Source organism: Asanoa sp. NPDC049475, from assembly GCF_040676915.1.
In the GTDB taxonomy this organism is placed as follows: domain Bacteria; phylum Actinomycetota; class Actinomycetes; order Mycobacteriales; family Micromonosporaceae; genus Asanoa.
On record NZ_JBFAPY010000003.1, the window covers coordinates 592,675 to 618,257 of the forward strand.

A 25,583-nucleotide genomic window follows, 5' to 3' on the forward strand; every position below is an offset into this window, starting at 1 on the left:
CGATGGAGGAAGATCATGCATGTCATCGTCGGCGCCGGAGCCGTTGGCAGCGCCACCGCCCGTCAGCTCGCCGAGGCCGGTGAGCAGGTCCGCCTGATCACCCGCAGCGGCAGCGGCCCGGTCCACCCCAACATCGAGCGGGTCGCCGCGGACGCCGGTGACGCCGCCGCGCTGACCAGGCTCAGCAAGGACGCGGTGGCGATCTACAACTGCGCGAACCCGCCGTACCACACGTGGCCGACCGACTGGCCCCCGATGGCCGAGGCCATGCTGGCGGCGGCCGAGACCAGCGGGGCACCGCTGGCGATCACCGGGAACCTCTACGTCTACGGCCCGGTCGACCGCCCGATGACCGAGGACATGCCGCTGGCCGCACCGACCGTCAAGGGCCGGGTCCGGGTCAAGATGTGGAAGGACGCGGTCGCCGCCTACCGCGCGGGCCGCATCAGCGGCGTGACGGAGGTGCGCGGTTCCGATTACCTGAGCCCGCGCTACTCGGTCATCGAGCTGGCCATGCCAGGCCTGCGCGCCAACAAGACGATCTGGCTGCCCGGCCCGCTCGACAACCCGCACACCTTCACCTACACCGGCGACATGGCCGGGGCGCTGATCGCGCTCGCCCGCGACCCGCGAGCCTGGGGCCAGGCGTGGCACGTGCCCTCGCCCGCGCCGATGACCATGCGCGAGGTGGTCACCAAGGTCGCCGCGATCGGCGGTTATTCGCTGCCCCGGCTACGCAGCTACCCGAAGACGGCGGTCCGAGCCGCTGGGCTCTTCGACCGCAGGACCCGGGAGTTCGTGGAGATGAGCTACCAGTGGGAACGCCCCTTCGTGCTCGACACCGCACTCACCGAGGCAACCTTCGGACTGTCGGCCACCGACGTCGACCTCGCGATCCGCGAATCAATCCCGTCCCGAGAGCCACTCGCCGCATGACGGAGTCCGAGCGCCGCCCGACCGCCGGCACGGTGCTCGGCCATCGCCGGCTGGCAGGACATCGCCGACTACGCCCTGGACTGGGCACTCGAGCACGCCAAATGACCCAGGCTCGGCTGACGCACGTCGGCGGCCCCAACCAATACGCACGGCCATCGCCCGACCAACAGGCACGGTCGCTGCCTGCTTGACCGGCCGGCGCGGCAACTATCAACCATCAGACCGGTGCCGTCATCGCCTGACGTGCAGAGCCGCTGTCGCTCGACCGGTGGGGTCTGTCGCTCTCGCATGGCGGGCGGGTTCGGATGCCGGGTCTGCCGACGGTTCGGGCTTCCGGTCGTCACTCGGGGTGGTGCGGCGGCGGTGGTAGGCGTAGGTCGCGAGCAGCAGCGTGGCGCTCCACAATGGCCAGAAGGCCATCGGCAGCACGGCCAGGTCGCCCGAGGTCATGTCGGCTATCACTTTGGGGTCGCTCAGGAAGCTTGCGCTTGCTCCGGCTATCGCGACCGCCACCCCCGTCGCCGGCACCGTGGCCAGTTTGATCGGGACCCGGCGGCCCGCCAGGCCGGCCATCCAGCGCGGGAAGCGCTCCCCCCACGGGCGCACCAGTCCGATCGTCAGCCACGTGCCGACCAACGCGAAACCACCCAGGCCCGTCGCCGCCAGCGCGACGTCGGGGTCGTCGAACTCGCCCAGCCCGAACGCGACGCCGACCGCCAGGCCGAGCCGGGTCAGCCCGTACAGGGCCGGGATGGCCGCCGCCACGTAGGTCACCCACGTGCCCCAGCGGACCGGGCCCGACCGAACGGAGCCCTGCCAGGTCAGCAGCGCTCGGGCCACCAGCAAACCACCGACGATGGCCCACACCTCGTTGGCCGTCGTCCAGTTGAAGATCACGCCGTAGTCGATGTCCGACGGCCAGCCGAACGGCGCCCCGATCAGCAAGATCGGCGTGTAGCCCGCGACGGCCAGGATGTGGGCGCTGGGCACGAGCACCACCAGCGCCGCCACGGCTGCCCAGCCCGCACCGAGCAACACGGCACGCATAGGTCTAGGTGGCCGGATCGGGTGGCGGCCCGCGGTGGCCAACGCGAGCACACCGACGCCGAGCAGGACCACCGCGTACACGGCGGCACCGATGTCGACCGGCACCGCGCGCAGCGGGTGCAGTTGGTCGTCCGGGTTGTTGGCACCGAACGGGTAGCCGGAGCCGGTCAGCGCCCAGACCGCCGCGACCACCCCGTAGCTCAGTGCCCAGGCGGCCGCCAGATGACCAGCGAAGGATCGAGAGTTCGTCATGCCACTCACGCTCCCGCCGCGCGGGCGCCGACAACTCCCCGCGTCGCGTGAGCCCGCTCCCCCATCGGGGGGAGAGCTCAGCCTGTCGGGGTGACGAAGCCCGACTCGTACGCCGTGATGACCGCCTGGACCCGGTCGCGGGCGCCGAGCTTCGCCAGCACATTGCCCACGTGGGTCTTGACCGTCTCGGCGCCGACGACCAACCGCGCGGCGATCTCCGCGTTGGACAGTCCCGCCGCCATCAGTCGCAGGACCTCGGCCTCGCGTGCGGTCAACCGGGCGGTCCGCTGGTCAGCCTGGCCGCCTCGGGCCGCGACCAGCCGGCGGATGGCCGCCGGGAACAAAAGCGAGTCGCCCCGCGCGACCAGCCGGATCGCGTCGACCACCTCGTCCGGTCGGGCGCGCTTCAACAGGAAACCACTGGCACCCGCGCGGAGCGCGTCGTACACGTAGTCGTCGTTCTCGAAGGTCGTCACGACGATCACCCGGGGTGGCGCCGCCGCCGTGGTCAGCAGATGCCGCGTCGCCTGGATGCCGTCGACGTCGGGCATCCGCACGTCCATCAGCACCACGTCGGGCCGGTGCCGGGTGACCAACGGCGGCACCTCGGCACCGTCACCCGCTTCGGCTACCACGGAAAGGTCGGCTTCGGCGTCGATGATCGTGCGCAGGCCCACCCGGACCAGCGCGTCGTCGTCGACGATCAGCACCCGGACCGTCATGACCCTCCCGTCGGCAGCCGCACCGCGACCGTGAACCGTCCCTCGACCCGCCCGGCCGTCATCCGCCCGCCCAGCACGTCGACCCGCTCGCGCATGCCCGCGAGCCCGCGACCGGACGGGTCGTCGGGGCCGTCGCGGGTGACCGGGTTGGCCACCTCGATCCGCAGCGACCGGTCCGCGACCGCGATGTGCACCGTAACCGGGACGGGGCCGGCGTGGCGCACCGCGTTGGTCAGGGCCTCCTGAACGATGCGGTAGCCCTCGCGCGAGACGGCCGCCGGAACGGTCGATATTGGACCGTCGCGGGTCACCGCGACCCGCAGCCCGGCACCGCTGACGTCGGCGACGACCCGGTCGACGTCGGCCAGCGTTCGCTGTGGCGCCGGCCGGTCGGCTCGCTCTGCCGCCCGAAGCAGGCCCAGCACGTGGTCCAGGTCCTCCATGGCGGCCCGCCCGGCCTCCTCGATCGAGACCAGCGCCTTGCGGACGAACTCGGGGTCGTCCAGCGCCCGCTGTGCGGCCGCGGCCTGCAGGGTGGTGACGGTCAGCGCGTGGCCGACCGAGTCGTGAAGCTCGCGGGCCAGGCGGGTGCGCTCGACGAGCCGGTCGGCGCGGGCCTCCAGCGCGGCGATCCGCTCGGCCGGCGACGGGCCGAGCAGCGTCGGTGCGACCTGTGCGGCGAGCGCGCCGAGCCCGGCCACCGCGTAGACGAGCAGGACCAGCAGCACGATCCCGGCGGCGGTGAGGAAGGCCGGATGCCAACCCGGGAACGGCAGGGTCGCCCGGTCGATGCCGCCGCCCTCGAACCACTGCAACACGAAGACCAGCGCCATCGGGAAGGCGCTGAACAGGGCGAGGCCGACCAGGCCGCCGAACGCCAGGTGCAGGCCGAACCAGAGGGCGCCGCGCAGGGTGGTCTCGCGGTCGGCGGGACCGGTCGGATCGGGCAGGTCGACGCCGAGCAGGCCACGCGCGGCGACGATCTCGACGGCCCGGGTGCCGGGCAGGAACGCCGGCGTCGCGGCGATCACGGCGCCGACGAGGACCAGGAGCCAGGTGGCCAGCCAAGGCACGTCGTCGTTGGTGAGCATGCTGACGAAGACGACGGTCAGCAGCACGTACGGCAGCGCGATCACAGCGCCGAGCAACAGGTGCACGCCGCGCCGGTAGGTCGAGCCCAGAACCAGAACGCGGATCACCGCCCGATTGTCCCGGCAGCGGACTACGAGCGCCATGCGCGCTCTGCGCCCATATACGCACCACCCCCACCGACGGGTGGTGCGCATATGGGCGCAGAGACAGCGGCGTCAGCTCAGCAGGGACCGGGCCTGGTCGATCGGGATCGCGAAGCCGATGCCGATCGAGCCGCCGCCCTGGCTGGTCGAGGCGTTGGCGACGTTGATCGCGATGACCTGGCCGGCGGCGTCGACCAGCGGGCCACCCGAGTTGCCGGAGTTGATCGGCGCGTCGGTCTGGATCAGGCCGGACAGGTTGAGGTCCTGCGCGTCGCGGTCCAGGGCCGAGACGATGCCGGAGGTGACCGTGCCGCTCAGGCCCAACGGACTGCCGAACGCCAGCACGGTGTCGCCGACCTGGACGCTGGAGCTGTCGCCGAGGGTGGCCGGGGTCAGGCCGGACGAGTCGACCTGAAGGAGCGCGAGGTCGTGGCTCGGGTCGGTACGCAGGATCTGCGCGGGCAGGTCGCGGCCGTCGGAGAGTTGCACGGTCGCGTCGCCGGTGGCCTGTGCGACCACGTGGTTGTTGGTGATGATCCGGCCCTGGTCGTCGACGATCACGCCGGAGCCTTCGACGGTGCCGCCCGGAACCTGCACCATGATCGTGACGACGCTCGGCGAGGTGCGCGCGGCGACCGAGGCCAGGGTCGCCGACTGGTTGGACACGTTCGTGGCGTTCGCGGCGGCGCTGGCCGCCGGGGCGGCGGAGCCGTCGGTGTGTGCTCCGATCACGCCACCGGCGACGCCGCCGCCGAGGACGAGCACGAGCGCGCCGGCGGCCACGGCGACCCAGCGTCCGCCGGCCGGCCGCCGGGGTCCGGGCGCGCTGGGCGGGCCAGGGGTCCAGGGCGGGACAGGCCCGCCGGGGCCGCCGGGACCTGCCGGCGACCAGGAGTGGTGGGGATCGGTGCGGCTCAGCAAATCGGTCATGGATCCACCGTGCTCCCCATATCTGCCCTGAACCTGGGGCCGCTATGTGACTTTCCTGAACGTCGCCGGCCGTACGGCGCGCCCCAGGTCAACCGATCGGAGGAGCTTGAGAATTAGGTGAGCCTAACTTAAGTTGATCGGAACGCATTACCGAGGAGGCATCATGCGGCCGACGGCGGCAGAGGTGGCGCGCACGCTGGCCAGTGGCCGGCTCGAGGGCACAGCCCACGTCAAGGGCTACCCCGCCCGTGTGAGGGTCCGGCACGCCACGCCGGCCGACGGCCACCCGCTGGTGTTGACCGCGCTCGGCACGGACCTCGCGACCAGGCTGGCGACCGGCCCGATGGTGCTCAGCGTCGACGACCTCCCGCCCGTGCCGTGCTCGCCGACCCGCGGCCGGCTCTGGCTGACCGGCACAGCGCATCCGCTCGAGGGACCGGAGGCACGCGCCGCCGCCGACGCGTACGCCCAGGTCAGGCCGCTTGGTGACCTGCTCGACGTCGGCCGGGGCCAGGTGCTGTTCCGGATCGTCCCGACCGAGGTGCGCATGGCCAACGGCCGGCAGCTCATCGACGTCGACCCGGGCGACTTCCGCGCGGCCGACGCGGACCCGCTGGCCGCGGACGAGGGCCGGCTCCTCACCGACCTCAACGACCACCACCTGCCCCAACTCACCGACCTGGTCGAGCGCGTCAGCCGCCGCGCCGCGCCGCAGGAGTGCCGCGCGCTGCGCCTCGACCGGTATGGGCTGACCGTCGGCTCGGCGGCCGGGCAAGGCCCCCGGCTGCGGCTCGGCTTCGAGCGCCCGGTCGCCTCGGTCTGCGAGCTGACCCACCTGATGCACGCCCTCCTGGCCGGTGGAGGCGTCGCCACGCGCTGACAGCGCGCCCGGATGGTGCACGCTCCCCGAAGATCGCGGCACAATGTCCGGATGGGCGGCGGGGGATCAGCGTGGCGACGCAACCTCGTCGGCTGCATCGTCGTCGCCGCCGGCGTGCTCGGCCTGTCGCTCGGTGTGCCGGCGATCGATCGGGCGATCCCGGACGCCACGGTGTCCAGCACCAACCCGCTGGAGTTCGCCGACAACGCCAGCGTCGTGCCGCCCCCGGACGCCACGGTCGTCTCGGACCAGACCTCACCCGACCAGGGAGTGGTCACGATGGCGGTCGACGGGGTCCGCTACCGGCTGAGCGCCGAGAGCTTCCCGGGCACGCTGCAACAGCTCGCCGACCGGATCCGAGGCGTGGTCCAGAACGTCGCCGGCATCCAGGCCATCTCGCCCGACCAGCCCGTCACGTCGAACAGCGGCATACCCGGGCTCCAGGCCACGTATGTCGGCGAGAACCGCACCGGCTGGTACACCGTCTATCTGTCCGACGGCACCGGAGTCACGGCGGTGGTCGACGGCAACGACGCGGGTGTCACCGAACACCGCGACGAGCTCGAGGCCAGCGTACGCACCGTCGTGATCGACCGGACCACATGAGCGTCGAGCAGGCGGCCACCCCGCCACCACCGACCCCGGGCAGCCGGCGGGTGTTCGGGTCCTGGAGTGCCGCGGCGCGCTGGCCGGCCGTCTGGTTCTTCATCGCGCTGAGCATCGCCGGCATCGTGATCCTCGGCATCGCCTTCGGCCCCGCGATCGCCGAGGCACCCGGGGCGTTCGTGCTCGCGGTCGTCCTGTTCGCGATCCACGGCGCCGTGTTCGTGACGATCATCCGGGCGGTCGACTGGCTGGAGCCCGAGCCGCGCTGGCTGTTCGCCGCCGCGCTGATCTGGGGCGGGTTCGTGGCCAGCGCCAACGCGCTGCGGGCCAACACCGCCCTGGAGTCGATCCTGGTCAAGATGACGTCGCTCGGCTTCGTCCGGGACTGGGCGGCGGCGATCGAGGGGCCGACCGACGAGGAGATCCTCAAGACGCTCGGCATCGTCATGATCGTGCTGCTGGCCCGCCGCCAGATCAACAGCGTGCTCGACGGCGTGGTCTACGGCGCCTTCGTCGGCCTGGGCTTCCAGGAGATCGAGAACATCACCTACAGCCTCAACGCGGTCGCCGCGGCCGGCGACGACAGCCTCTCCGCGGTGCTTCAGGTGTTCGTGGTGCGTGGCCTGCTGGCCGGACTGTGGAGCCACACGGTCTACAGCGCGATCGCCGGAGCCGGCGTGGCGTACGCCGTGCTGCACCGGGAACGGTCCTGGTTCAATCGGATCGGCGTCGCGCTGGGCGCCCTGGCCCTCGCCTGGCTCATGCACTTCCTGTGGAACTCGCCGGCCGCCGCCTCGCTGACGGACTACGCGGGCAGCTACGGCACGCTGCTCGTACTGTTGATCAAGGGACTGCTGATCCTCGGCACCTTCCTGGTCCTGCTGCACTTCTTCCGCAAGGACGAGTACGAGGGCGTCGCCGGACCGCTGGAAAGCCTGCACAACCCGTGGATCGCCACGCACAACGAGATCGTCGCGCTGCGCGGCTGGCGGAGCCGGGGCCGGGCGCGGTGGAACGCCTACGTCTACGGCGGGATGCGCGCCTACGGGCGGGTCCGCCAGCTCCAGCGCGCGCAGGCAGATCTCGCGGTCGACATGCGCGACAACGGCCCGGCCGGCTATCAGGCCAGGATGCCGGAGCTGCAACGCGCACGGTACGGCGTGCACGAGCTCGGCATCACCGACGCCGACGCGCTCCACCCGACCACGACGAGCGGAATGATCTCGTTCATCCTGGCTTTCGCCGTGCTGATCAACCCGATCTTCCTAATCCTGCCGCTCGGCTTCCTCGTGTTCGGGGTGGCCCGGGCCAGGTCGCGCCGGCAACGGGCGGACCCGCGACTGCGTACCGCCGCGATCCTCGCCCTGGTCTTCGCCCTCGCTTATCTCGTGAGCGTGATCGCGCGGTCAGCGGCGCTCGTCTGATCGAGTCGTAGGCTTCTGGGCGTGGCCACCGAAGAGCTGCTCAGAGAGCTGGCACCGCAGGTGCTGGGCGCGCTGGTGCGCCGCTACGGCCACTTCGACGCCGCCGAGGACGCGGTGCAGGAGGGTCTGCTCGCGGCCGCCACCCAGTGGCCGACCGACGGCGTGCCCGACGACCCACGAGCGTGGCTGATCCGGGTGGCCTCGCGCCGGCTGATCGACCAGCTGCGCAGCGAGGAGTCCCGGCGGCAGCGGGAGGAGAACGACTACCTCCGCGATCCGGCCGCCGGGCGGGTGGCACCGGGGGCCGACGCCGAGCGCGCGGACGGTGACGACTCGCTGGTGCTGCTGTTCCTCTGCTGCCACCCGGCGATCGCGGTGCCGGCCCAGGTCGCGTTGACCCTGCGCGCCGTCGGCGGGCTGACCACCGGCGAGATCGCGAGCGCGTTCCTGGTGCCCGAGCCGACCATGGGGCAACGGATCAGCCGGGCCAAGCAAAAGATCAAGTCGTCCGGCATCGGCTTCGAGCTGCCGCCGCCGGAGTCCCGGGTGGAGCGCGTGGACGCCGTTCTCCAGGTGCTATATCTGATCTTCAACGAGGGCTACACCAGCTCGTCCGGGCCGGACCTGGCCCGCGTCGAACTGTCGGCGGAGGCCATCCGGCTGGCCCGCATGCTGCACCGGCTGCTGCCCGACGACGGCGAGGCGGCCGGCCTGCTCGCGCTGATGCTGCTCACCGACGCCCGCCGCCCGGCCCGCACCGGCCCCGACGGCGAGCTGATCCCGCTGGAGGAGCAGGACCGGTCACGCTGGGACCAGGCGGCGATCGCCGAGGGCGTGGCCCTGGTGTCCGAGGCGCTGGCCAGCACCCGCCCGGGCGCCTACCAACTCCAGGCGGCGATCGCGGCGGTGCACGACGAGGCCCCCACCGCCGCCGACACCGACTGGCCTCAGGTGCTGGCGCTGTACGACCTGCTCGAGCGGGTCTCCGACAGCCCGATGGTGCGGCTCAACAAGGCGGTCGCGGTGGCGATGGTGGGCGGCCCGCGAGCGGGGCTCGAGCTGCTCGCGGAGCTCGACGGCGACGAGCGGATGACCCGACACCACCGGCTCGCGGCGGTACGCGCGCACCTGCTGGAGCTGTCCGGCGACCACGCCGGTGCGGCGGCGGCCTACCAGCTTGCCGCCGATCGCACGGGCAGCGAGCCGGAGCAGCGGTATCTGCGTTCCCGGGCGCGCAAGCTGGTGGCCGCCACGCCATGACTTGGTTGCTGCACGTCGACATGGATCAGTTCGTGGCCGCCGTGGAGATTCTGCGGCGGCCGGAGCTGCGCGGGCTGCCGGTGGTGGTCGGCGGCGCCGGTGACCCAGCGGCGCGCCGGCAGGTGGTCTCCACCGCCTCGTACGAGGCCCGTGCACATGGTGTCCACTCCGGAATGCCGCTCCGCCGGGCCGCGCAGCTCTGCCCCGAGGCGACCTTCCTGCCCACCGACCCCGCCGCCTACAGCGAGGCGTCGGAGCGGGTGATGGCGGTCCTGCGCGGGTTCCCGGTGGACGTCGAGGTCTGGGGCTGGGACGAGGCGTTCGTCGGCGGCGACATCTCCGATCCGCAGGCGCTCGCCACGGAGCTGAAGGCGGCGGTGCTCGCGGAGACCGGGCTGAGCTGTGCGATCGGCATCGGCGAGAACAAGCAGCAGGCGAAGATCGCGGCGCGGTTCGCCAAGCCCGGCGGCATCCACACGCTGACCACCGCGACGTGGTCGGCCGTCATGGGCGAGCGGCCGGCCGCCGAGCTCTGGGGTGTCGGTCCGAAGACCACCCGCAAGCTCGACGAGCTCGGCCTGCACACGATCGCCCAGCTCGCCGCGACGCCGCCGGAGGCGTTGATCGAGCGGTTCGGCCCACGGCAGGCGCAGTGGCTGCCGGTCGCGGCGGCGGGCGGCGGTGACACCCGGATCAGCACCGAGCCGTGGGTGGCCCGGTCGCGCAGCCGGGAGAACACGTACGCCGAGGATCTCTCGGATCTGGCGGAGATCTCCCGCGAGGTAGGGGCGATGGCCCGAGCCCTGACGGCCGACGTGGTCGCCGACGGGCGCGAGATCACGCATGTCGCGGTGAAGGTGCGCTACGTCAGCTTCTTCACGCCGACCCGCGAGACCAAGCTCCGCGCCGGGCCGACCACCGACCCGGACGTCGTCGAGCGGGCCGCGTTGAGCCTGCTGGCGAAATTCGAGTGGAAGCGGCCCGTGCGGCTGCTCGGCGTGCGGGTGAACCTGGCGATGCCGGACTAGGCGATCCGGTACGTCGGCCGGATGACCGCGCGTGCCAGGTCGTGGAACGTGAGGTTGAAGCTGACCACCGCGGGCGACACGTCCGGGGTGACGTCGAGCTGCTCCACGTCGACCGCGTGCACCGTGAACACGTAGCGGTGCGGGTAGTCGCCCTTCGGCGGCGCGGCGCCGCCGTACTCCTTGGTGCCGTAGTCGTTGCGGACGGCGTACGCGCCGGCCGGCGGCTCGGCGCCCTGCTCCAGCGAGGTCACCGACGCGGGCACGTTGACCAGCACCCAGTGCCAGAAGCCACTGTGCGTCGGCGCGTCCGGGTCGTAGCAGGTGATCACGAAGCTCTTGGTGTGCTCCGGGAAACCCGACCACGACAGCTGCGGCGACTTGCCACCACCACCGACGCTCGGGTCGGCGAACGTGTCGGCCATCTGCTCGCCGTCCGTCACGTCGTCACTGGTCAGCGTGAACGACGGCTTCGGCGGCAGGAGGTCGTAGGGATCGGGCGGTACGGGTCGTTCGAGACTCATGCGATCATCCTTCCTCAGCGTTTCGGCCAGTGCCACGGCGGCTCGTCGAGCTTTCCCTGCCCGACGACGTACGTCTCGCCGTGGTCCTTGGCCAGTTCGACCGACTGGAGGTCGGCCTCGTCGGCGTGGGTGTCCAGCGCGGACGCCAACGCCCGCGAATGGGTCACCACCACGATCTGCATCCGGCTGGACGCGCCCGCGATCAGCGCGGCCAGCGGACGGATCAGCTCGGGGTGCAGGCTGTTCTCCGGTTCGTTCAGCACCAGCAACTCCGGCGGCCGCGGTGTGAGCAACGCGGCCACCCAGGCCAGATAACGCAGCGTTCCGTCGGACAGTTCAGCCGCGGTGAGCGGACGGAGCATGCCGGGCTGGCTGAACATCAGCTCGAACCGGCCGGCGGTCGCGGTGACGCCCACCTGGCTTCCCGGAAAGGCGAGCGCGACGGCGGCGTCGAGGGCGACACCGTCACCGATCTCGCGGATCGTCTCCAGGGCCGCCGCGAGGTCGTCGCCGTCGGGTCCGAGCACCGGAGTGCGGGTGCCGATCGTCGCGGTGCGCATCGGGGCGTCGGCGTCCGTGCGCAGGTGATCGTAGAAGCGCCAGGACCGGATCCGCTCGCGCAGCAGCATCAGGTCCGGCGCGAGCTCCGGATCGACGACCTCGGCGAGCATGCTGTCGTACGGGCGAAGCTTCAGTTTCGTGGGCCGCCAGGAGCCGTCCGGGCCGCGTACGCCGACCGCCGAGTTGGTGCGCTCCGTCAGCCGGGTGCTCGGCCGCAGCACCGGGCCGGACCAGGTGCACTCGGACTTGATCTCGGGATCGAGCGCGAACAAGCTGCGGTGACCCGGCATCTGCGGCATGCCGAGGTCGATGGCGTATCCGAACGAGTCGGTGGCGAACCCGAGCCGCAGCGCGACCGGCTTCGTCCGCACGGTTCCCTGCACCGGGTGCACACCCTCGCGGACCGACCGGCTGATCACCTCAGGGCCGGCCCAGAGCGTCGACGGCAGCCCACCCTCGCGGGCCAGCGCGGCCACGGCACCGTTGCGGGCCGAGTGCGAGAGCAGCCGCAGCGTGCGGTAGAGGCTCGACTTGCCGCTGCCGTTGGCTCCGGTCACCACGTTGAGCCGGCGCAACGGCATCACCAACCGGCGCAGCGACCGGTAGTTCTCCACCGCCAGCGTGACCAACACCTGCTCAACGCTAGCCCAGCAGGCGGGCCACCGAGCGCAGCGAGATGGGCAGCCAGCTCGGCCGGAAACGCGCCTCGTAGGCCGCCTCGTAGATCGCCTTGTCGAGCTCGAACGCGCCGAGCAGGGCCGCCCGACTGCGCGGGTCCTCGCCCGTGGCGGCCGCGTAGCCGTCGCAGAACGCGCCTCGGTTGAGGTCGGCCCACTCGCGCGCCCGGTAGACGACCTGGGCGTCGTCGGGCTGGTCGACGATCAGGTGGTGCGGCGCGTACTCGAAGGACCGCAGCATGCCGGCGATGTCACGCAACGGCGAGTCGGGGCGGCGGCGCTCCTCGATCGGCTGGCCGGGCTCGCCCTCGAAGTCGATCAACAGCCAGGTCTTGGGTGTACGCAGCACCTGGCCGAGATGCAGGTCGCCGTGCACGCGGTGGACGGTCATCCGCTCGCCGCCGACCGCGCGGAAGGCGGCGGTGGCCGCGTCGACATGCGGTGCCAGCGCGGGCACGAAGGCCACGGCCCGCTCGAGTCGCGCGAGCATCCGATCGACCGGGAAGTCGACCGTCTCGCTGCCCAGCTCCTGCGCGAGCGTCCGGTGCACGACGGCGACCGCCTCGCCCAGGCGGAAAGACTCGCCGGAAAAGTCGCCGCCCACCTCGTTGGCGGCCAGGTCGGCCTCGCCGAAGAGGTCACGCACGCTGGTCGTGGCCATGGCCCAGCCTTCGGCCGAGTTCTCCGCGTACGCGGTCAGCATGGCCAACGAGACCGGCTCGCCGTGCTCGTCGGTGCTCTCCACCGCGCCCAGCAGTTGGGCCACGTTGGGACAGCCGGCGCGGGCCAGCACCCGGTTGAGCTCGACGTCGGGGTTGACGCCGGAGACCACCCGGCGGAAGACCTTGAGGATCGCCGCCCGGTCGTACACGACGCTGGTGTTGCTCTGCTCGGTGTCGGCCACCCGCGGCGGCGCCTCCAACGGCAGCTTGGCCTCCGGTTCGCGCCGGAAGAGCAGTCGCCCGACGACCGCGTCCTGGTCGATGAGCTCCAGCAGGGTGCGGGCGGCGGCCTCCGCGTAGAGGGCGTCGAAGCCGGCGCGATCGTTCTCGTGGTCGATGCCGATCGTGGCCGTGCCGGCGAACTCCGGGCGCGGCTCGTCGTCCCAGGCCACGTAGACCTGGTAGCGCTCGGTGCCGCCGTCTTCGTAGACCACGTCGAGCAGCACGTGGTCGAGCGCCTCGCGGAGCGCCGTGACCGCGGCGGGAGTGACACTGTGGAGAGTCCGGCCGCGTCCGGCATACCACCGCTGATGCGGCAGCCAGTCGGCAAACGGCAATGTCATGACTCCTCCATGTGCTGATCGGCCGCGCGGGCCGGGTCATCCTCATCGGACGGTGGGGTGAGCTGGAACCAGTAGAACCCGTATCCGGGAAGGGTCAGCAGGTAGGGTAGCTGCCCGATCCGGGGGAACAGCACGCGTCCCGTGAGCTCGATCGGCGAATAGCCCGACCACGCTTGCAGGTTCAGCTCGATGGGTTGGGGGAAACGGGAAAGGTTGTTGACGCAGAGCACCACGTCGTCCTCATGGTGACGCAGGTATGCCAACACGGCCGGGTTGGAGCCGCCGAGCTCCTGGAACGTGCCGACGGCGAACGAGTCGTGCCGGCGCCGCACCGACAACATCAACCGCGTCCAGTTGAGCAACGAGGTCGAGCTGTCCCGCTGCGCCTCGACGTTCACCGATTGGTAACCGTAGATCGGATCCTGGTTGACCGGCAAGTAGATGCGGCCCGGCGTCGACGTCGAGAAGCCAGCGTTGCGGTCGGGCGTCCACTGCATCGGCGTGCGTACGCCGTCGCGGTCACCGAGCCAGATGTTGTCGCCCATGCCGATCTCGTCGCCGTAGTAGAGCACCGGGGAGCCGGGCAACGAGAGCAGCAGCGCGGTGAACAGCTCCTGCTGGTTGCGGTCGTTCTCCAGCAACGGCGCCAGTCGCCGGCGGATGCCGATGTTGGCCTTCATCCGCGGGTCCTTGGCGTACTCCGTGTACATGTAGTCGCGCTCTTCGTCGGTGACCATCTCGAGCGTGAGCTCGTCGTGGTTCCGCAGGAAGATGCCCCACTGGCAGTTGGCCGGAATGGCCGGCGTGTTGGTGAGGATCTCGGAGATCGGGAAGCGGGACTCGCGGCGGACGGCCATGAAGATGCGGGGCATCAGCGGGAAGTGGAAGGCCATGTGGCACTCGTCGCCACCGCTTTCCGTGTCACCGAAGTAGGCCACGACGTCGGCCGGCCACTGGTTGGCCTCGGCCAGCAGCACGCGGCCCGGGAACTCGTCGTCGATCACCTTGCGGCAGTGCCGCAGGAAGGCGTGCGTCTCGGGCAGGTTCTCGCAGTTGGTGCCCTCGGCCTCGAAGAGGTAGGGCACCGCGTCTAGCCGGAAGCCGTCGATGCCGAGGTCGAGCCAGAACCGCAGGACGTCGAGCATCGCGTTCTGGACGGCCGGGTTGGCGTAGTTGAGGTCCGGCTGGTGCGAGAAGAATCGGTGCCAGTAGAACTGCCGGCGCACCGGGTCGAACGTCCAGTTGGACTCCTCGGTGTCGACGAAGATGATCCGCGCGTCCTGGTACTTGTCGTCGCTGTCGCTCCACACGTAGAAGTCGCCGTACGGCCCGTCGGGGTCCCGGCGCGACTCCTGGAACCAGGGGTGCTGGTCCGAGGTGTGGTTCATGACCAGGTCGGTGATCACTCGAATGCCCCGCTTGTGCGCGGCGTCGAGCAGGGCGACGAAATCGTCGACCGTGCCGAACTCGGGCAGCACCTTGTAGAAGTCGCGGATGTCGTAGCCACCGTCGCGCAGGGGCGAGTCGTAGAACGGCGGCAGCCAGATGCAGTCGATGCCCAGCCACGCCAGGTAGTCGAGTTTGTCGATCAGCCCGCGCAGGTCGCCGGAGCCGTCACTGTCCGAGTCGGCGAAAGCCCGCACCAGAACCTCGTAGAACACCGCCCGCTGGAACCAGGTCGAGTCGACCGGGACGTTTCTTGCGTGGTGGAAGTCGTCGGAGGTCGGATGCTCGACGATGCCGTGCTCGACGTGACTGCCCTCGGCCGGATCCGGTGGCTGCACCGAGAGAGTCCCAGCCGTCACGTCAGTCATGCGTCCACGCTAGTGCCGATTCCGGTTCGCCACAGGGTGACGGCCCTGGTCGATCAGCGAAGCTGGTCAGGAACCTCCGCCGGGCGCCCACGGACCAGACTTGTGCGCTCCCGCAACAGCTTGCGAGTGGCGTAACGGTGGTTGCGATCACGGGCCGAACGCATCGCCTCGCCGAGCGTGATCGCGGCCCAGTAGGCGGTGGCGGCGGCGCGGCCGTGGCGCATCGCGTGCAGCCGGACCCGGTTGGCGACCATGATGCCCCAGAGGGCCGGCACGTTGCGGGCGTCGCCGCCGTTGTGCACCGCCTCGGCCTCGGGCACGAACGCCAGCCGGAAGCCGTGGTCGGCGACACGGAGGGCGAACTCGGTCTCCTCGCTGTAGAGGAAAAAGGACTCGTCCCACGGACCGGCTGCGGCGAGCGCGGCCCGGCTGAACATCGTCACGGCGCCGGTGGCCCAGTCGGCCCGGGTCTGCCGGTCGTAGCCGGCCGGGTCCGCGATGAGCTCACCGCGACCGAGCCGGCTGGCCCGGTTGCCGCCGAGCACCGCCTCGGCCAGCGCCCGGCCGAGCGTCGGACGCCGGCGCAACGACGTCTTGTGGCGACCGTCACGGCCGATCAGCCGGGGCACCGCGATGCCGACCCCGGGCTGGGCCAGCGCGGCCAGCAGGCCAGCGGCGCAACCCGGCCGCAGCCGCGTGGTGGGGCTGAGCAGCAGCACCGCGTCGGCCTCCGGGTCCACCGCGGCGACGGCGTTGGCGGCGGCCGCGAAGCCCCGGTTGCTGTCGAGCTGCACCAGCGTCGCGTCGGGGGCCAGGTCTTTGGCCACGGTAAGGGTGTCGTCGAAGGAACCGCTGTCGACGACCACCAGCCGCCAGTCGTCGACGCCCGCCAGCCCGTCCGGCAGCGCGGCGAGCAGCGGCGGCAGATTGGCCGCGCTGCGATAGGTGAGCACCCCCACCGTCAGTCGCATCGCCGCTCCCTCGCTCGATGTGCACGCAGCTTGATGAGGCTAGCGGAGCGGGTCAACGCTTGTCCCGGCCCTTGACAAACGAAGATCTTTTGGCCATGCGCTCGCGCATGATCAACAGAATGCGGCCGACCGGAGACTCCCCGTCGGCCCTGCAACCACCGACGTCGATGCGGGTAGTCAGATTGTCACAGGCTGAACATGGCACGTTTACCCGATGGGATTATCTAGTAACTCTCGTCACAGTCATTGACCGGGGAACCGACTGTTGGGGAGGAGACGGTGACCACCGTCGCGCTCAAAGACGTCACCAAGATCTTTCCTGACGGAACGATCGCGGTCGACAACGTCAACATCGACGTCAACGATGGCGAGTTCATGGTGCTGCTCGGCCCGTCGGGCTGCGGCAAGTCCACCGTGCTGCGCATGGTTGCCGGGCTCGAGGACCCGACCTCTGGGGCCATCATGCTCGACGGCGACCTCGCCAACGACCTACCACCGCGCGAGCGCCGGATCGCGATGGTGTTCCAGGACTTCGCGCTCTACCCGCACATGTCGGTGGGCGACAACATCGGCTTCCCGCTGCGCCTGTCGAAGGTCGAGGCACTGGCCCGCGGCGAGCGGGTCGCCGACGTCGCCAGCGCGCTCGGCATCGGCGACGTGCTGGCCCGCAAGCCCAACCAGCTCTCCGGCGGCCAGCGCCAGCGGGTCGCGATGGGCCGCGCGATCGTCCGCCGCCCCGGCCTGTTCCTGATGGACGAGCCGCTGTCCAACCTAGACAGTGGGTTGCGGGCCGAGCTGCGCGCGGAGATCTCTGGCCTGGTCCGCGAGCTCGGCGTCAGCACGATCTACGTGACCCACGATCAGGCCGAGGCGCTGACCATGGCCGACCGCGTCGCCATCATGCGCAAGGGCGTTCTGCAGGACGTGGGCACACCGACCCAGGTGTACGGGCGCCCGGCGACCCTCTATGTCGCCGCGTTCCTCGGCAGCCCGCGGATGAACCTGCTGGAAGCGTCGGTCTACGTGCACCTCGACCGCTATGTGACGCTCAACCTGGGCGACCAGGCCCTCTACCTGCCGTGGGACGACATCCGCGCCCGGGCGGTCGCCCACTACCACGGCGAGCGCATCGTGGTCGGCCTGCGCGCGGAGGCGCTGACCCCGGTCGCCCCGAACACTCCGGGCGACGTGCTCCAGGGTCGGATCCGCTATCTGGAGCACCACGGCCACGAGTCGCTGGCGTTCCTCGACATCGGCGCCACGGCCGTCGTCGTCGACGAGATGGGCAAGGCTCCGGCCGAACAGTCCGGTGAGGGCGGCGCCCTGCGCCGGTTCGGCCACGTGGTGCAGCGGTTGAAGAGCCGTGCGGCCAGCGCCCCGGTCCCGGTCGAGGCCGGCCCGGCCCGCAACCGCACCAGTGTGCTCAGCGACCCGGGACGCCACCACCGCAGGCCGGCCGAGCTCGCGGTCCGGCTCGCGCCGTACCCGAACGTGCAGGCCGGCACCGCGCTGTCCGTCTCCGTGCGGATGGACGCGCTGCACTTTTTCGACGATCGCGGTGACCGCATCGACGTGGGGTGGCGCTGACCCGGCTCGTGCTCTAGCGTCTGTCGCCACGTGAGTCCAGAGAGGATGGCCATCGTGCCGGCAAACAGCCCTGGTCTGCTGATCATCGAACGGATCCTCCGCGATCGCGGAAGCATCTGGCAGCAGATCGTCGACGAGCGCGAGCTCAACCGCCTCTCGATGCAGATGCTCGCGAGCTCGGCCATCGCCCTGGCCCTCTACGGCGCGGTGCTGGGCGCGTTCCACAGCCCCCTGATGGCGCTCACCTCGGCGGTCAAGCTGCCACTGCTGTTCCTGGTCACACTGGCCATCTGCCTGCCGACGCTCTACCTGTTCAACTTGGTCTTCGGCGCCCGCCTGTCCGTGCGGCAGTCGGTCTCGCTGGTGATGGTCGCGGTCACGGTGACCGCGATGCTGGCGGTGGCGTTCGCGCCGATCAGCCTGTTCTTCCTGATCACCGCCCCCAACTACGGCTTCTTCAAGTTGCTCAACGTGGCGATCCTGGCCCTGTCGGCAATCGTCGGCTTGCGCTTCCTGACGGGCGGCATGCAGATCCTGCACGCACACGGCCTGCTCAGCCCCGCGAAGCCGGCGGAGCAGACGCCGGCACCCGTCGCGGAGAAGCCGGCCCCCGCAGCGGTGCCGGCCGAAGAGAGGACGCCGGTCACGGTCGGCGCACCGGCTGCCAACGGCGACAGCGCCGCCGCGCCAGCCGCCGCAGCTCCGGCGCTGCCGGTGCTCGTCGCCCCGCCGACACCCCAACACCACGTCTGGAACCCGGCGCTACAGCGGTACCAGCCCGCACGCCCAACAGGCGTCGCGACCGAACGCCCGGCCAGCATGACCCTGCTCTACATCTGGATCCTGCTGTTCGGCTTCGTAGGCACCCAGCTCGCCTGGACGCTACGCCCGTTCTTCGGCAACCCGGACTCCCCCTTCGCCCTGTTCCGCGAAATCGAAGGCAACTTCTACGCGGAAATCATCAGAACGATCGCCAACCTCTAAAGGGGGCAGGCCCCTTCCCCCTGGGCCTCCGCAGCTCGGGTAGGGACCGGGGCGGAGCCCCGGAGACAAGGGAACAGAGCCCTAGGAGTCCCGACGCACCGCCTCGGCCCCATACTTGGCCGCCGCCGCGTTAGCGGTTGGACAGTCCCCCGTGTCTCGACCGCAGGCGGCAAGATCGCAGAGTCGGCACAGCCACGCCCCGCCCTCCTTTTCCTGGACGATGCCGGCCATAACCCGACCGATCAGATCGTCCAGTGTGGAGCGATCGGCAGCCGACAGGGCCGACAACACGGACCGCAGCGACTCCACCCGCGCGGCCGACAGCCGCTGGGCCGCCGCGCGACCTTCGTCGGTAAGCGCCACCGAGCGGGACCGCCCGTCGCCCCCAGGACCGCGCGTCACCAGCCCCGCGTCGGCCAACCGATCGACCAACCGCACAGCACCGGACGGGGTCAGCCCCAACACCCGCCGAAGCTGGTCGATCGAGGGCCGATCGAGGAAGTGCAACAGAGCGGACAAGGCCGCCGCGGTGGTCGGGTTCCCGGCCCCACCGGACGCCGCCATAGCCGCGCCCGTCCGATCCGCGACCGCCAGCGCGAACGCCCCGAGCAGGTTGGCCTGGTGGTCGAGCTCGCTCACGCCAGTTCGTACCGAATCGTCAAGGGCATGTGCGGGTAGTCAGCGTGGGTGGACTCGCTTGAGGCGGTGCCACTGATCCCGGCCAGCTCCCCGGTGCCAGACCCGGGCACGATCGTCGTCAGGATGCGGGCCGTCGTGCCGTCGTAGGTGCCGGCACCCTGCAGCACGAAGCTGCCGGACCGACCACCGAACGTGCCAGTGATCTCCAGGATGGACACATATTCGCTGGTGCCGTCGGCGCGGTAGTAGAGCAGCGACTCGAACGAGCCGCTGACCACCCCGTCGCCGGTGCCGGCGAGCGTGACCTCGGCGCGGGCGAACTTCCGACCGTCGTCGAGCTCGCGATAGGGCTTCTCGTCCCACGACTTGATCTCGAGCTTGGTATTCACAATCTCGGTCATGCCCTCAACATATGTGTGACTCAATCACATGTCAAACCCTAGGGGGTCGCCCGGAACGCGCCCCCAAACCCGCGACCGGCCATGGACTCCAGCGCAAATAGGAAGGCAGGCTACATGTAGAAACCAAACCTTTATGGAGGTACGGACATGCGTCGCAGAAGCCTGCTCGCCGGCGTGCTGGGCGGAACGTTCCTGGCCGTCGGCGGCGGCGCGCTCACCGCCTGCGGAACGACCGTCGACACCGTGGGGCAGGTCGACTTCGCCCGTCCCCTGCTGATCCCGCCACTGGCCGACTCGCGCATCGACGATGCCGGCCGGCGGGTCTTCACCCTGCGCGCCCAGCCCGGCCGGCGCGACTTCGGCGTCGACGGGGTCACCCGCACCTGGGGCTTCAACGGCGACTACCTGGGGCCGACCCTGCGCGCGAGGCGCGGCGAGCGCGTCATGGTCAACGTCGTCAACGGCCTCGGCGAGGACACCAGCGTGCACTGGCACGGCATGCACGTGCCGGCGCGGATGGACGGCGGGCCGCATCAGCCCGTGCGCCCCGGCGCCACCTGGTCACCGACCTGGACGATCGACCAGAGCGCGGCGACGCTCTGGTACCACCCGCACCCGCACGGCAAGACCCGCGAGCACGTCAACCAGGGGCTGGCCGGCATGTTCATCGTCGACGACGACGACCCGGCGCTGGCGGCCCTGCCGCACGACTACGGCGTCGACGACATCCCGGTCATCGTGCAGGACAAGGACTTCAGCGGTGGACGGATCAAGAACAGCAACACCGGAGAACGGCTGCTCGTCAACGGCACGTACGGACCGTATCTGGAGGTGGCGACCGACCAGGTCAGGTTGCGGCTGCTCAACGCCTCCGTCTCGCGGACCTACGCGTTCGGGCTCGCCGACGAGCGGCCGGTCCAGCTCGTCGCGACCGACGGCGGCCGGCTGGCGGCCCCGGTTACGCTGAGCCGGATCCGGCTCTCCCCCGGCGAGCGCGCCGAGCTCGTCGTGCCGGTGCGTGCGGGCGAGCGGGTCGTCCTGCGCAGCTTTCCGCCGGAGCTCGGCGGCAACGCGATCACCCGGGCGTTCGACGGCGGGCGCGACCAGTTCGACGTGCTGGAGCTGCGCGCGACGGCGACGTTGCGGCGCGGCGCCAGGGTGCCGGCGGAATTCGGCGCGCTCGACCGGCTGGACCCCGCGAGCGCCGTGACGACACGCGACTTCCGCCTCAACGGCACCAACATCAACGGCGACGAGATGGACATGGGCCGGATCGACGCGGTCGTGACCCGCGGCACCACCGAGATCTGGAGGGTCGGCAACAGCGACGGGCAGCGGCACAACTTCCACGTGCACGACGTGCGGTTCCAGGTGCTGTCGCTCGGCGGAGGCGCGCCGCCGGCGGAGCTTTCCGGCTGGAAGGACACCATTTTCCTGCCGCCCGGGGCGGAGGCGGAATTGATCATGGAATTCGCCGACTTTGCCGACCCGGAAATGCCGTACATGTACCACTGTCATCTCCTGATGCACGAGGACGACGGCATGATGGGGCAGTTCGTGGTGGTCGAGCCGGGGCAGTCCGCGGGCCGTGTCCGGACAGTGGGCGCGCATGAGCACGGGTAGGTGGGTTCGACTAGATTTGACCCGTGCTGGGGCTACCCGATCACGTGACCGCCTGCCTGTTCGATATGGACGGCGTACTCACGCAAACCGCGACCGTTCACAACGCGGCGTGGACCGAGACATTCGACGATTTCCTTCGCCGGCGCAGCGAGCGCACCGGCGAGCCGTTCGCGGCCTTCGACCCCCATTCCGACTACCCCAAATACGTCGACGGCCGCACCCGGGCCGACGGAGTGCGCACCTTTCTCGCGTCCCGCGGGATCACCCTGCCCGAGGGTGATCCGGACGATCCGCCGGAGGCCGACACCGTCAACGGCGTAGGCAACCGCAAGAACGCGGTGTTGCTCCGCCGCATCCGCGAGGACGGCGTCGCGGTGTACGACGGCTCCGTCGACTACCTGCGTGCGGCCCGCAAGGCCGGGCTCAAGACCGCGGTCGTCTCGGCGAGCGCCAACACCCCGGACATCCTGCGGATCACGGGCCTCGGCGACCTGCTCGACGCCCGCGTCGACGGCAACGTCGCCCGGGCCGAGAAGCTCCCCGGAAAACCGGCCCCGGACACCTTCCTGCGCGGTGCCGAGCTGCTCGGTGTCGCGCCTCGGGAGGCGGCCGTCTTCGAAGACGCACTCGCCGGGGTGGCGGCCGGTCGGGCCGGCAACTTCGGCATCGTGATCGGCGTTGACCGGGTGGGTGGCACCCACGGCGCCGACCTCAAGGCTCACGGCGCCGATGTCGTCGTGCGCGACCTTTCTGAGCTGCTGGAGGGCACGGCATGATCCGTGAGCGGGCCTATCCGGTCGAGGCGTGGCACGTCCGCGAGACGAGGCTCGATCTCGACGTGCTGGCGCAGGCCGAGTCGGTCTTCGCGCTCGGCAACGGGCACATCGGGATGCGCGGCAACCTCGACGAGGGTGAGCCGCACGGCCTTCCGGGCACCTATCTGAACTCGTTCTACGAGCTGCGTCCGCTGCCGTACGCGGAGGCCGGCTACGGGTTCCCCGAATCGGGCCAGACCGTCGTCAACGTGACCAACGGCAAGCCGATCCGGCTGCTGGTCGACGACGAGCCCTTCGACGTGCGATACGGCGAGCTCGAGGCACACACCCGGATCCTCGACCTGCGGGCCGGCACCCTCGACCGCGTCGTGCAGTGGCGCTCGCCGGCGGGCCGTGCGGTCAAGGTGCACAGCACCCGACTGGTCTCGTTCACCCAGCGTTCGATCGCGGCGATCCGCTACGAGGTCGAGGCCGTCGACGAGCCGCTGCGGCTGATCGTGCAGTCGGAGCTCGTCGCCAACGAGGAGCTGCCCGGGCAGAGCCGTGACCCGCGGGTCGCGGCGGTCCTGGAGCGTCCGCTGCAGATCGAGGAGCGCCTCACCGACAAGGACCGCGCCCAGCTGATCCACCGCACCAAGCGGAGCGGCCTGCGGGTCGGCGCCGCGATGGCGCACGAGATCGACGGGCCGCCCCGCACCAACATCAACACCGAGGCGCACGACGACTGGGCGCGCACCACGATCGCCTGCGTGCTCAAGCCGGGCGAGAAACTGGTCGTGGTCAAGCTGCTGGCCTACGGCTGGTCCAGCCGACGGTCACTGCCGGCGATCCGCGACCAGGTCAGCGCCGCTCTGGCCGCCGCCGAGTTCTCCGGGTGGGACGGTCTGGTCCGGGAGCAGCGCGAATACCTCGACACCTTCTGGGACGCCGCCGACGTGCACGTCGAGGGCGACTCCGAGGTGCAGCAGGCGGTCCGGTTCGGGCTGTTCCACGTGCTCCAGGCCGGTGCCCGGGCCGAGCTGCGGCCGATCGCCGCCAAAGGGCTGACCGGTCCCGGCTACGACGGCCACGTCTTCTGGGACACCGAGATGTTCGCGCTGCCGGTGCTGACGTACACCCAGCCGGTCGCGGTGGCGCACGCCTTGCGCTGGCGGCACGCCACCCTGGAGATGGCCCGCGACCGGGCCAAGCAGCTCGGCCTGCGCGGTGCCGCGTTCCCGTGGCGGACCATCCGCGGCCAGGAGTGCTCCGGCTACTGGCCGGCCGGCACCGCCGGTTTCCACGTCAACGCGGGCATCGCCGACGCGGTCCGGCGCTACGTGCAGGCCACCGGCGACGTCGACTTCGAGCGCGAGATAGGGCTCGAGCTGCTGGTCGAGACGGCCCGGCTGTGGCACTCGCTGGGCCACCACGACCGGCACGGCAAGTTCCACATCGACGGCGTCACCGGGCCGGACGAATACACGGCGGTCAAGAACGACAACGTCTACACCAACCTGATGGCCCAGCGGAACATGCTGGTCGCCGCCGACTGCGTCACCCGGCACAGCGAGCGGGCCTGGCGGCTCGGCGTCGACGACGAGGAGACCGCCGCCTGGCGGGACGCGGCCGCCAACATGCACATCCCGTACGACGATGAGCTCGGGGTGCATCCGCAGGTCGAGGGCTTCACCCGCTATCAGGAGTGGGACTTCGACAACACGCCGCCGGAGGACTACCCGCTCCTGCTCAACTACCCGTACTTCGACCTGTACCGCCGCCAGGTGGTCAAGCAGTCCGACCTGGTGCTCGCCATGCACTGGTGCGGCGACGCGTTCACCGACGAGCAGAAGCTGCGCAACTTCGACTACTACGAGCGGCGTACCGTCCGGGACTCGTCGTTGTCGGCGTGCACGCAGTCAGTGGTCGCGGCCGAGGTGGGCTACCTCGAGCTGGCACACGACTATCTCGGCGAAGCCGCGCTGATGGACCTGCACGACATCCACAACAACACCCGCGAGGGGCTGCACATCGCCGCCCTGGCCGGTGCGTGGCTAGGTCTGGTGGCCGGCTTCGGGGGCATGCGCGACCACGAGGACCACCTCACGTTCGCGCCCAGGCTGCCCGCGCGGATCAGCCGGCTGGAGTTCGCGCTGATGTGGCACGGCAAGCGGCTGCGCGTCGACGTCCGCCAGCACGAGGCGATCTACTCGCTGCGCGACGGCGAGGTCGACGCCAGCATCGACCTGGACCACCACGGCGAGCGCATCACGGTGACCTGCGAAAAAGAGGTGCGGATGCCGATTCCGCGGCTCGAGCCGCATCGTCGCCAACCCCGCCAACCGGCGGGTCGGGCACCGGCGCGACGGCCGGCACCCGACACCCGACACCGCTAGAGGATCGAAAGATGCACGTGGTTGGTGTGGTCGCTGGACGGGTCGCCGCCTACGCCGCTGTAGGGCTTCCAGTTGCCTGTGGACGGTAGCCACACCTGCCGGTACCAGATGACGTAGAGAATGCCGAGCTTGTCGGCATTCTTGACCAGGAACGCCGCCAGGTTGTTGCCGTAGAACCGGGCGTCGCCCTGGGCGTCCCCGCTGCCGAAGTCGTTGGTCTTGAACACCGAGAAGTCGCAGGCGCGCCCCTTCGGATGCTCGAAAGGGCCGCCGTCCCGGTGGCACGAGACGAACCGCTTGTAGCCCAACCGCTGCGTCTCCTTGAGCGCGAAGAGCATCCGCGGCGTGATGCACCCGTTGGTGGTCGGGTCGTCCACGCTGCACGATTGTGCGGGGAACCCGCCGTCGGAGCCGCGTGGCGACTGCCGGGCGGTCGGCAGGTTCGCGTAGACGTTGCCGTTGACCGTCTTGCCGCCGGCCAGCTTGAACGCCTTGTCCACTTCGGTCTTCTGCTTGCTCATCACGCTGAGCTGGGCGGCCTCGCGCTTGACCTCGATGTCGAGCTGGCTCTTGGCGGCCTGCGCCTGCTGCTGGGTGGCCACAAGGTCGGCGAGTCGCTGGTTGTCGTACTCCGACAGCCGTTCGAGTTGCTCGGCCCGGTCCAGGAAGTCGTTCTGCGTGCGGGAGTTGAGCAACATGAGGGCGGGACCGATCCGGCCGTTCATGTAGTTGTGCCGGGCGATCTCGACGGCCTGCGGCTCCAATGCCGCCCGTCGCACCTCTAGCCGGGCAATCTCCCTGCTGAGCTGGTCCTGCTTCTTGCGCGAGTCGGCGACGGCGTTCTTGGCCTCGACGAAGGCGCGGCTCGTGCGCTCGATCACGTCGTCGAGCTTCTCGTTCTTGCCGCCCTCGGCGGGTGCGGCGGGAGTGGGGGTTGGTTTGGGTGCGGCAACCGCGGCTGGGGCGAGGGCAAGCCCGGCCAGCAGTGTCACGGTCCCGATCAGGGCGGCGCGCCGAACAACAGCGCGCGGACGTCCTTTGCGCGTCAT

23 protein-coding genes are annotated in these 25,583 nt (G+C 70.6%); 11 read left to right on the forward strand and 12 right to left on the reverse strand.

Annotated features, from left to right (window positions below):
* Positions 1 to 15 precede the first annotated feature (15 nt).
* The gene (locus AB0J88_RS13970; RefSeq protein WP_364345087.1) at positions 16 to 936 is read left to right on the forward strand and encodes an NAD-dependent epimerase/dehydratase family protein; all 921 of its coding nucleotides are present in this window, start codon (positions 16 to 18) and stop codon (positions 934 to 936) included.
* A gap of 231 nt (positions 937 to 1,167) precedes the next feature.
* Here AB0J88_RS13970 and AB0J88_RS13975 read toward each other — a convergent pair whose 3' ends face one another.
* From AB0J88_RS13975 to AB0J88_RS13990, 4 genes are all read right to left on the reverse strand, one after another.
* Positions 1,168 to 2,235 (reverse strand): hypothetical protein, encoded by a 1,068-nt coding sequence (locus AB0J88_RS13975; protein ID WP_364345085.1) that lies wholly within the window; start codon positions 2,233 to 2,235, stop codon positions 1,168 to 1,170.
* A gap of 77 nt (positions 2,236 to 2,312) precedes the next feature.
* The gene (locus AB0J88_RS13980) at positions 2,313 to 2,957 is read right to left on the reverse strand and encodes a response regulator transcription factor (protein ID WP_364345083.1); all 645 of its coding nucleotides are present in this window, start codon (positions 2,955 to 2,957) and stop codon (positions 2,313 to 2,315) included.
* Positions 2,954 to 4,156 carry a histidine kinase gene (locus AB0J88_RS13985; protein WP_364345081.1) on the reverse strand — a complete coding sequence of 401 codons (1,203 nt, stop codon included), beginning with the start codon at positions 4,154 to 4,156 and terminating at the stop codon, positions 2,954 to 2,956. The genes AB0J88_RS13980 and AB0J88_RS13985 overlap by 4 nt, the downstream gene beginning before the upstream one ends.
* A 108-nt stretch (positions 4,157 to 4,264) precedes the next feature.
* The gene (locus AB0J88_RS13990) at positions 4,265 to 5,122 is read right to left on the reverse strand and encodes a trypsin-like peptidase domain-containing protein (RefSeq protein ID WP_364345079.1); all 858 of its coding nucleotides are present in this window, start codon (positions 5,120 to 5,122) and stop codon (positions 4,265 to 4,267) included.
* A gap of 163 nt (positions 5,123 to 5,285) precedes the next feature.
* Between AB0J88_RS13990 and AB0J88_RS13995 the strand changes: the two genes are divergently transcribed.
* The 5 genes from AB0J88_RS13995 to AB0J88_RS14015 are packed head-to-tail and all read left to right on the forward strand — an operon-like array spanning position 5,286 to position 10,320.
* Positions 5,286 to 6,002 carry a DUF2470 domain-containing protein gene (locus AB0J88_RS13995; RefSeq protein ID WP_364345077.1) on the forward strand — a complete coding sequence of 239 codons (717 nt, stop codon included), beginning with the start codon at positions 5,286 to 5,288 and terminating at the stop codon, positions 6,000 to 6,002.
* A 51-nt stretch (positions 6,003 to 6,053) separates the two neighbouring features.
* Positions 6,054 to 6,608: a hypothetical protein gene (locus AB0J88_RS14000; RefSeq protein ID WP_364345075.1), complete on the forward strand. Its 555-nt coding sequence runs from the start codon at positions 6,054 to 6,056 to the stop codon at positions 6,606 to 6,608.
* A complete protein-coding gene (locus AB0J88_RS14005; protein WP_364345073.1) occupies positions 6,605 to 8,032 on the forward strand; it encodes a PrsW family intramembrane metalloprotease in 1,428 nt (475 codons plus the stop codon). Before AB0J88_RS14000 ends, AB0J88_RS14005 begins: the two co-directional genes overlap by 4 nt.
* Before the next feature lie 15 nt (positions 8,033 to 8,047).
* Positions 8,048 to 9,292: a sigma-70 family RNA polymerase sigma factor gene (locus AB0J88_RS14010; RefSeq protein WP_364346106.1), complete on the forward strand. Its 1,245-nt coding sequence runs from the start codon at positions 8,048 to 8,050 to the stop codon at positions 9,290 to 9,292.
* Positions 9,289 to 10,320 carry a DNA polymerase IV gene (locus AB0J88_RS14015; protein WP_364345071.1) on the forward strand — a complete coding sequence of 344 codons (1,032 nt, stop codon included), beginning with the start codon at positions 9,289 to 9,291 and terminating at the stop codon, positions 10,318 to 10,320. Before AB0J88_RS14010 ends, AB0J88_RS14015 begins: the two co-directional genes overlap by 4 nt.
* On the opposite strand, the gene AB0J88_RS14020 is transcribed toward AB0J88_RS14015, so the two are convergent.
* From AB0J88_RS14020 to AB0J88_RS14040, 5 genes are read right to left on the reverse strand one after another with little or no spacing between them, the layout of a single operon-like run.
* Positions 10,317 to 10,841, reverse strand: coding sequence for a YbhB/YbcL family Raf kinase inhibitor-like protein (locus tag AB0J88_RS14020; RefSeq protein ID WP_364345069.1), 525 nt, complete (start codon positions 10,839 to 10,841; stop codon positions 10,317 to 10,319). The two genes, AB0J88_RS14015 and AB0J88_RS14020, sit on opposite strands and share 4 nt — an antisense overlap.
* Positions 10,842 to 10,855: 14 nt before the next feature.
* A complete protein-coding gene (locus tag AB0J88_RS14025; RefSeq protein WP_364345067.1) occupies positions 10,856 to 12,034 on the reverse strand; it encodes an AAA family ATPase in 1,179 nt (392 codons plus the stop codon).
* A 10-nt stretch (positions 12,035 to 12,044) separates the two neighbouring features.
* On the reverse strand, positions 12,045 to 13,364 hold the full coding sequence (locus AB0J88_RS14030) for a maltokinase (protein ID WP_364345065.1): 1,320 nt from the start codon (positions 13,362 to 13,364) through the stop codon (positions 12,045 to 12,047).
* The gene (gene treS / locus AB0J88_RS14035; RefSeq protein ID WP_364345063.1) at positions 13,361 to 15,178 is read right to left on the reverse strand and encodes a maltose alpha-D-glucosyltransferase; all 1,818 of its coding nucleotides are present in this window, start codon (positions 15,176 to 15,178) and stop codon (positions 13,361 to 13,363) included. The genes AB0J88_RS14030 and treS overlap by 4 nt, the downstream gene beginning before the upstream one ends.
* Before the next feature lie 53 nt (positions 15,179 to 15,231).
* A complete protein-coding gene (locus AB0J88_RS14040) occupies positions 15,232 to 16,149 on the reverse strand; it encodes a glycosyltransferase family 2 protein (protein WP_364345061.1) in 918 nt (305 codons plus the stop codon).
* Positions 16,150 to 16,428: 279 nt separating this feature from the next.
* Between AB0J88_RS14040 and AB0J88_RS14045 the strand changes: the two genes are divergently transcribed.
* Together AB0J88_RS14045 and AB0J88_RS14050 are read left to right on the forward strand one after the other, a co-directional pair.
* The gene (locus AB0J88_RS14045) at positions 16,429 to 17,736 is read left to right on the forward strand and encodes an ABC transporter ATP-binding protein (RefSeq protein ID WP_364345059.1); all 1,308 of its coding nucleotides are present in this window, start codon (positions 16,429 to 16,431) and stop codon (positions 17,734 to 17,736) included.
* A 54-nt stretch (positions 17,737 to 17,790) separates the two neighbouring features.
* Entirely contained in the window at positions 17,791 to 18,720 is a 930-nt protein-coding gene (locus AB0J88_RS14050; protein WP_364345057.1) for a hypothetical protein, read from the forward strand.
* 81 nt (positions 18,721 to 18,801) lie between these two features.
* Here the strand turns inward: AB0J88_RS14050 and AB0J88_RS14055 are convergent, their stop codons facing one another.
* Entirely contained in the window at positions 18,802 to 19,359 is a 558-nt protein-coding gene (locus AB0J88_RS14055; RefSeq protein ID WP_364345055.1) for a MarR family transcriptional regulator, read from the reverse strand.
* On the reverse strand, positions 19,356 to 19,760 hold the full coding sequence (locus AB0J88_RS14060) for a DUF3224 domain-containing protein (protein ID WP_364345053.1): 405 nt from the start codon (positions 19,758 to 19,760) through the stop codon (positions 19,356 to 19,358). The genes AB0J88_RS14055 and AB0J88_RS14060 overlap by 4 nt, the downstream gene beginning before the upstream one ends.
* 147 nt (positions 19,761 to 19,907) lie before the next feature.
* Between AB0J88_RS14060 and AB0J88_RS14065 the strand changes: the two genes are divergently transcribed.
* From AB0J88_RS14065 to AB0J88_RS14075, 3 genes are read left to right on the forward strand one after another with little or no spacing between them, the layout of a single operon-like run.
* The gene (locus AB0J88_RS14065; protein ID WP_364345051.1) at positions 19,908 to 21,383 is read left to right on the forward strand and encodes a multicopper oxidase domain-containing protein; all 1,476 of its coding nucleotides are present in this window, start codon (positions 19,908 to 19,910) and stop codon (positions 21,381 to 21,383) included.
* A gap of 23 nt (positions 21,384 to 21,406) precedes the next feature.
* The gene (locus AB0J88_RS14070) at positions 21,407 to 22,159 is read left to right on the forward strand and encodes a beta-phosphoglucomutase family hydrolase (RefSeq protein WP_364345049.1); all 753 of its coding nucleotides are present in this window, start codon (positions 21,407 to 21,409) and stop codon (positions 22,157 to 22,159) included.
* On the forward strand, positions 22,156 to 24,534 hold the full coding sequence (locus AB0J88_RS14075; protein WP_364345047.1) for a glycoside hydrolase family 65 protein: 2,379 nt from the start codon (positions 22,156 to 22,158) through the stop codon (positions 24,532 to 24,534). Before AB0J88_RS14070 ends, AB0J88_RS14075 begins: the two co-directional genes overlap by 4 nt.
* Here the strand turns inward: AB0J88_RS14075 and AB0J88_RS14080 are convergent.
* Positions 24,531 to 25,583 carry a hypothetical protein gene (locus AB0J88_RS14080; protein ID WP_364345045.1) on the reverse strand — a complete coding sequence of 351 codons (1,053 nt, stop codon included), beginning with the start codon at positions 25,581 to 25,583 and terminating at the stop codon, positions 24,531 to 24,533. The two genes, AB0J88_RS14075 and AB0J88_RS14080, sit on opposite strands and share 4 nt — an antisense overlap.

Bases quoted from the DNA above. Each gene is read 5' to 3' on its own strand.
- AB0J88_RS13975 (WP_364345085.1), bottom strand. From the start codon at position 2,235: ATGACGAACTCTCGATCCTTCGCTGGTCATCTGGCGGCCGCCTGGGCA.
- AB0J88_RS14040 (WP_364345061.1), bottom strand. From the start codon at position 16,149: ATGCGACTGACGGTGGGGGTGCTCACCTATCGCAGCGCGGCCAATCTG.
- AB0J88_RS14080 (WP_364345045.1), bottom strand. From the start codon at position 25,583: ATGACGCGCAAAGGACGTCCGCGCGCTGTTGTTCGGCGCGCCGCCCTG.
- AB0J88_RS13990 (WP_364345079.1), bottom strand. From the start codon at position 5,122: ATGACCGATTTGCTGAGCCGCACCGATCCCCACCACTCCTGGTCGCCG.
- AB0J88_RS14000 (WP_364345075.1), top strand. From the start codon at position 6,054: ATGGGCGGCGGGGGATCAGCGTGGCGACGCAACCTCGTCGGCTGCATC.
- AB0J88_RS14005 (WP_364345073.1), top strand. From the start codon at position 6,605: ATGAGCGTCGAGCAGGCGGCCACCCCGCCACCACCGACCCCGGGCAGC.
- AB0J88_RS14030 (WP_364345065.1), bottom strand. From the start codon at position 13,364: ATGACATTGCCGTTTGCCGACTGGCTGCCGCATCAGCGGTGGTATGCC.
- AB0J88_RS14060 (WP_364345053.1), bottom strand. From the start codon at position 19,760: ATGACCGAGATTGTGAATACCAAGCTCGAGATCAAGTCGTGGGACGAG.
- AB0J88_RS13970 (WP_364345087.1), top strand. From the start codon at position 16: ATGCATGTCATCGTCGGCGCCGGAGCCGTTGGCAGCGCCACCGCCCGT.
- AB0J88_RS13995 (WP_364345077.1), top strand. From the start codon at position 5,286: ATGCGGCCGACGGCGGCAGAGGTGGCGCGCACGCTGGCCAGTGGCCGG.
- AB0J88_RS14020 (WP_364345069.1), bottom strand. From the start codon at position 10,841: ATGAGTCTCGAACGACCCGTACCGCCCGATCCCTACGACCTCCTGCCG.
- AB0J88_RS14075 (WP_364345047.1), top strand. From the start codon at position 22,156: ATGATCCGTGAGCGGGCCTATCCGGTCGAGGCGTGGCACGTCCGCGAG.
- AB0J88_RS14065 (WP_364345051.1), top strand. From the start codon at position 19,908: ATGCGTCGCAGAAGCCTGCTCGCCGGCGTGCTGGGCGGAACGTTCCTG.
- treS (WP_364345063.1), bottom strand. From the start codon at position 15,178: ATGACTGACGTGACGGCTGGGACTCTCTCGGTGCAGCCACCGGATCCG.
- AB0J88_RS14015 (WP_364345071.1), top strand. From the start codon at position 9,289: ATGACTTGGTTGCTGCACGTCGACATGGATCAGTTCGTGGCCGCCGTG.
- AB0J88_RS13980 (WP_364345083.1), bottom strand. From the start codon at position 2,957: ATGACGGTCCGGGTGCTGATCGTCGACGACGACGCGCTGGTCCGGGTG.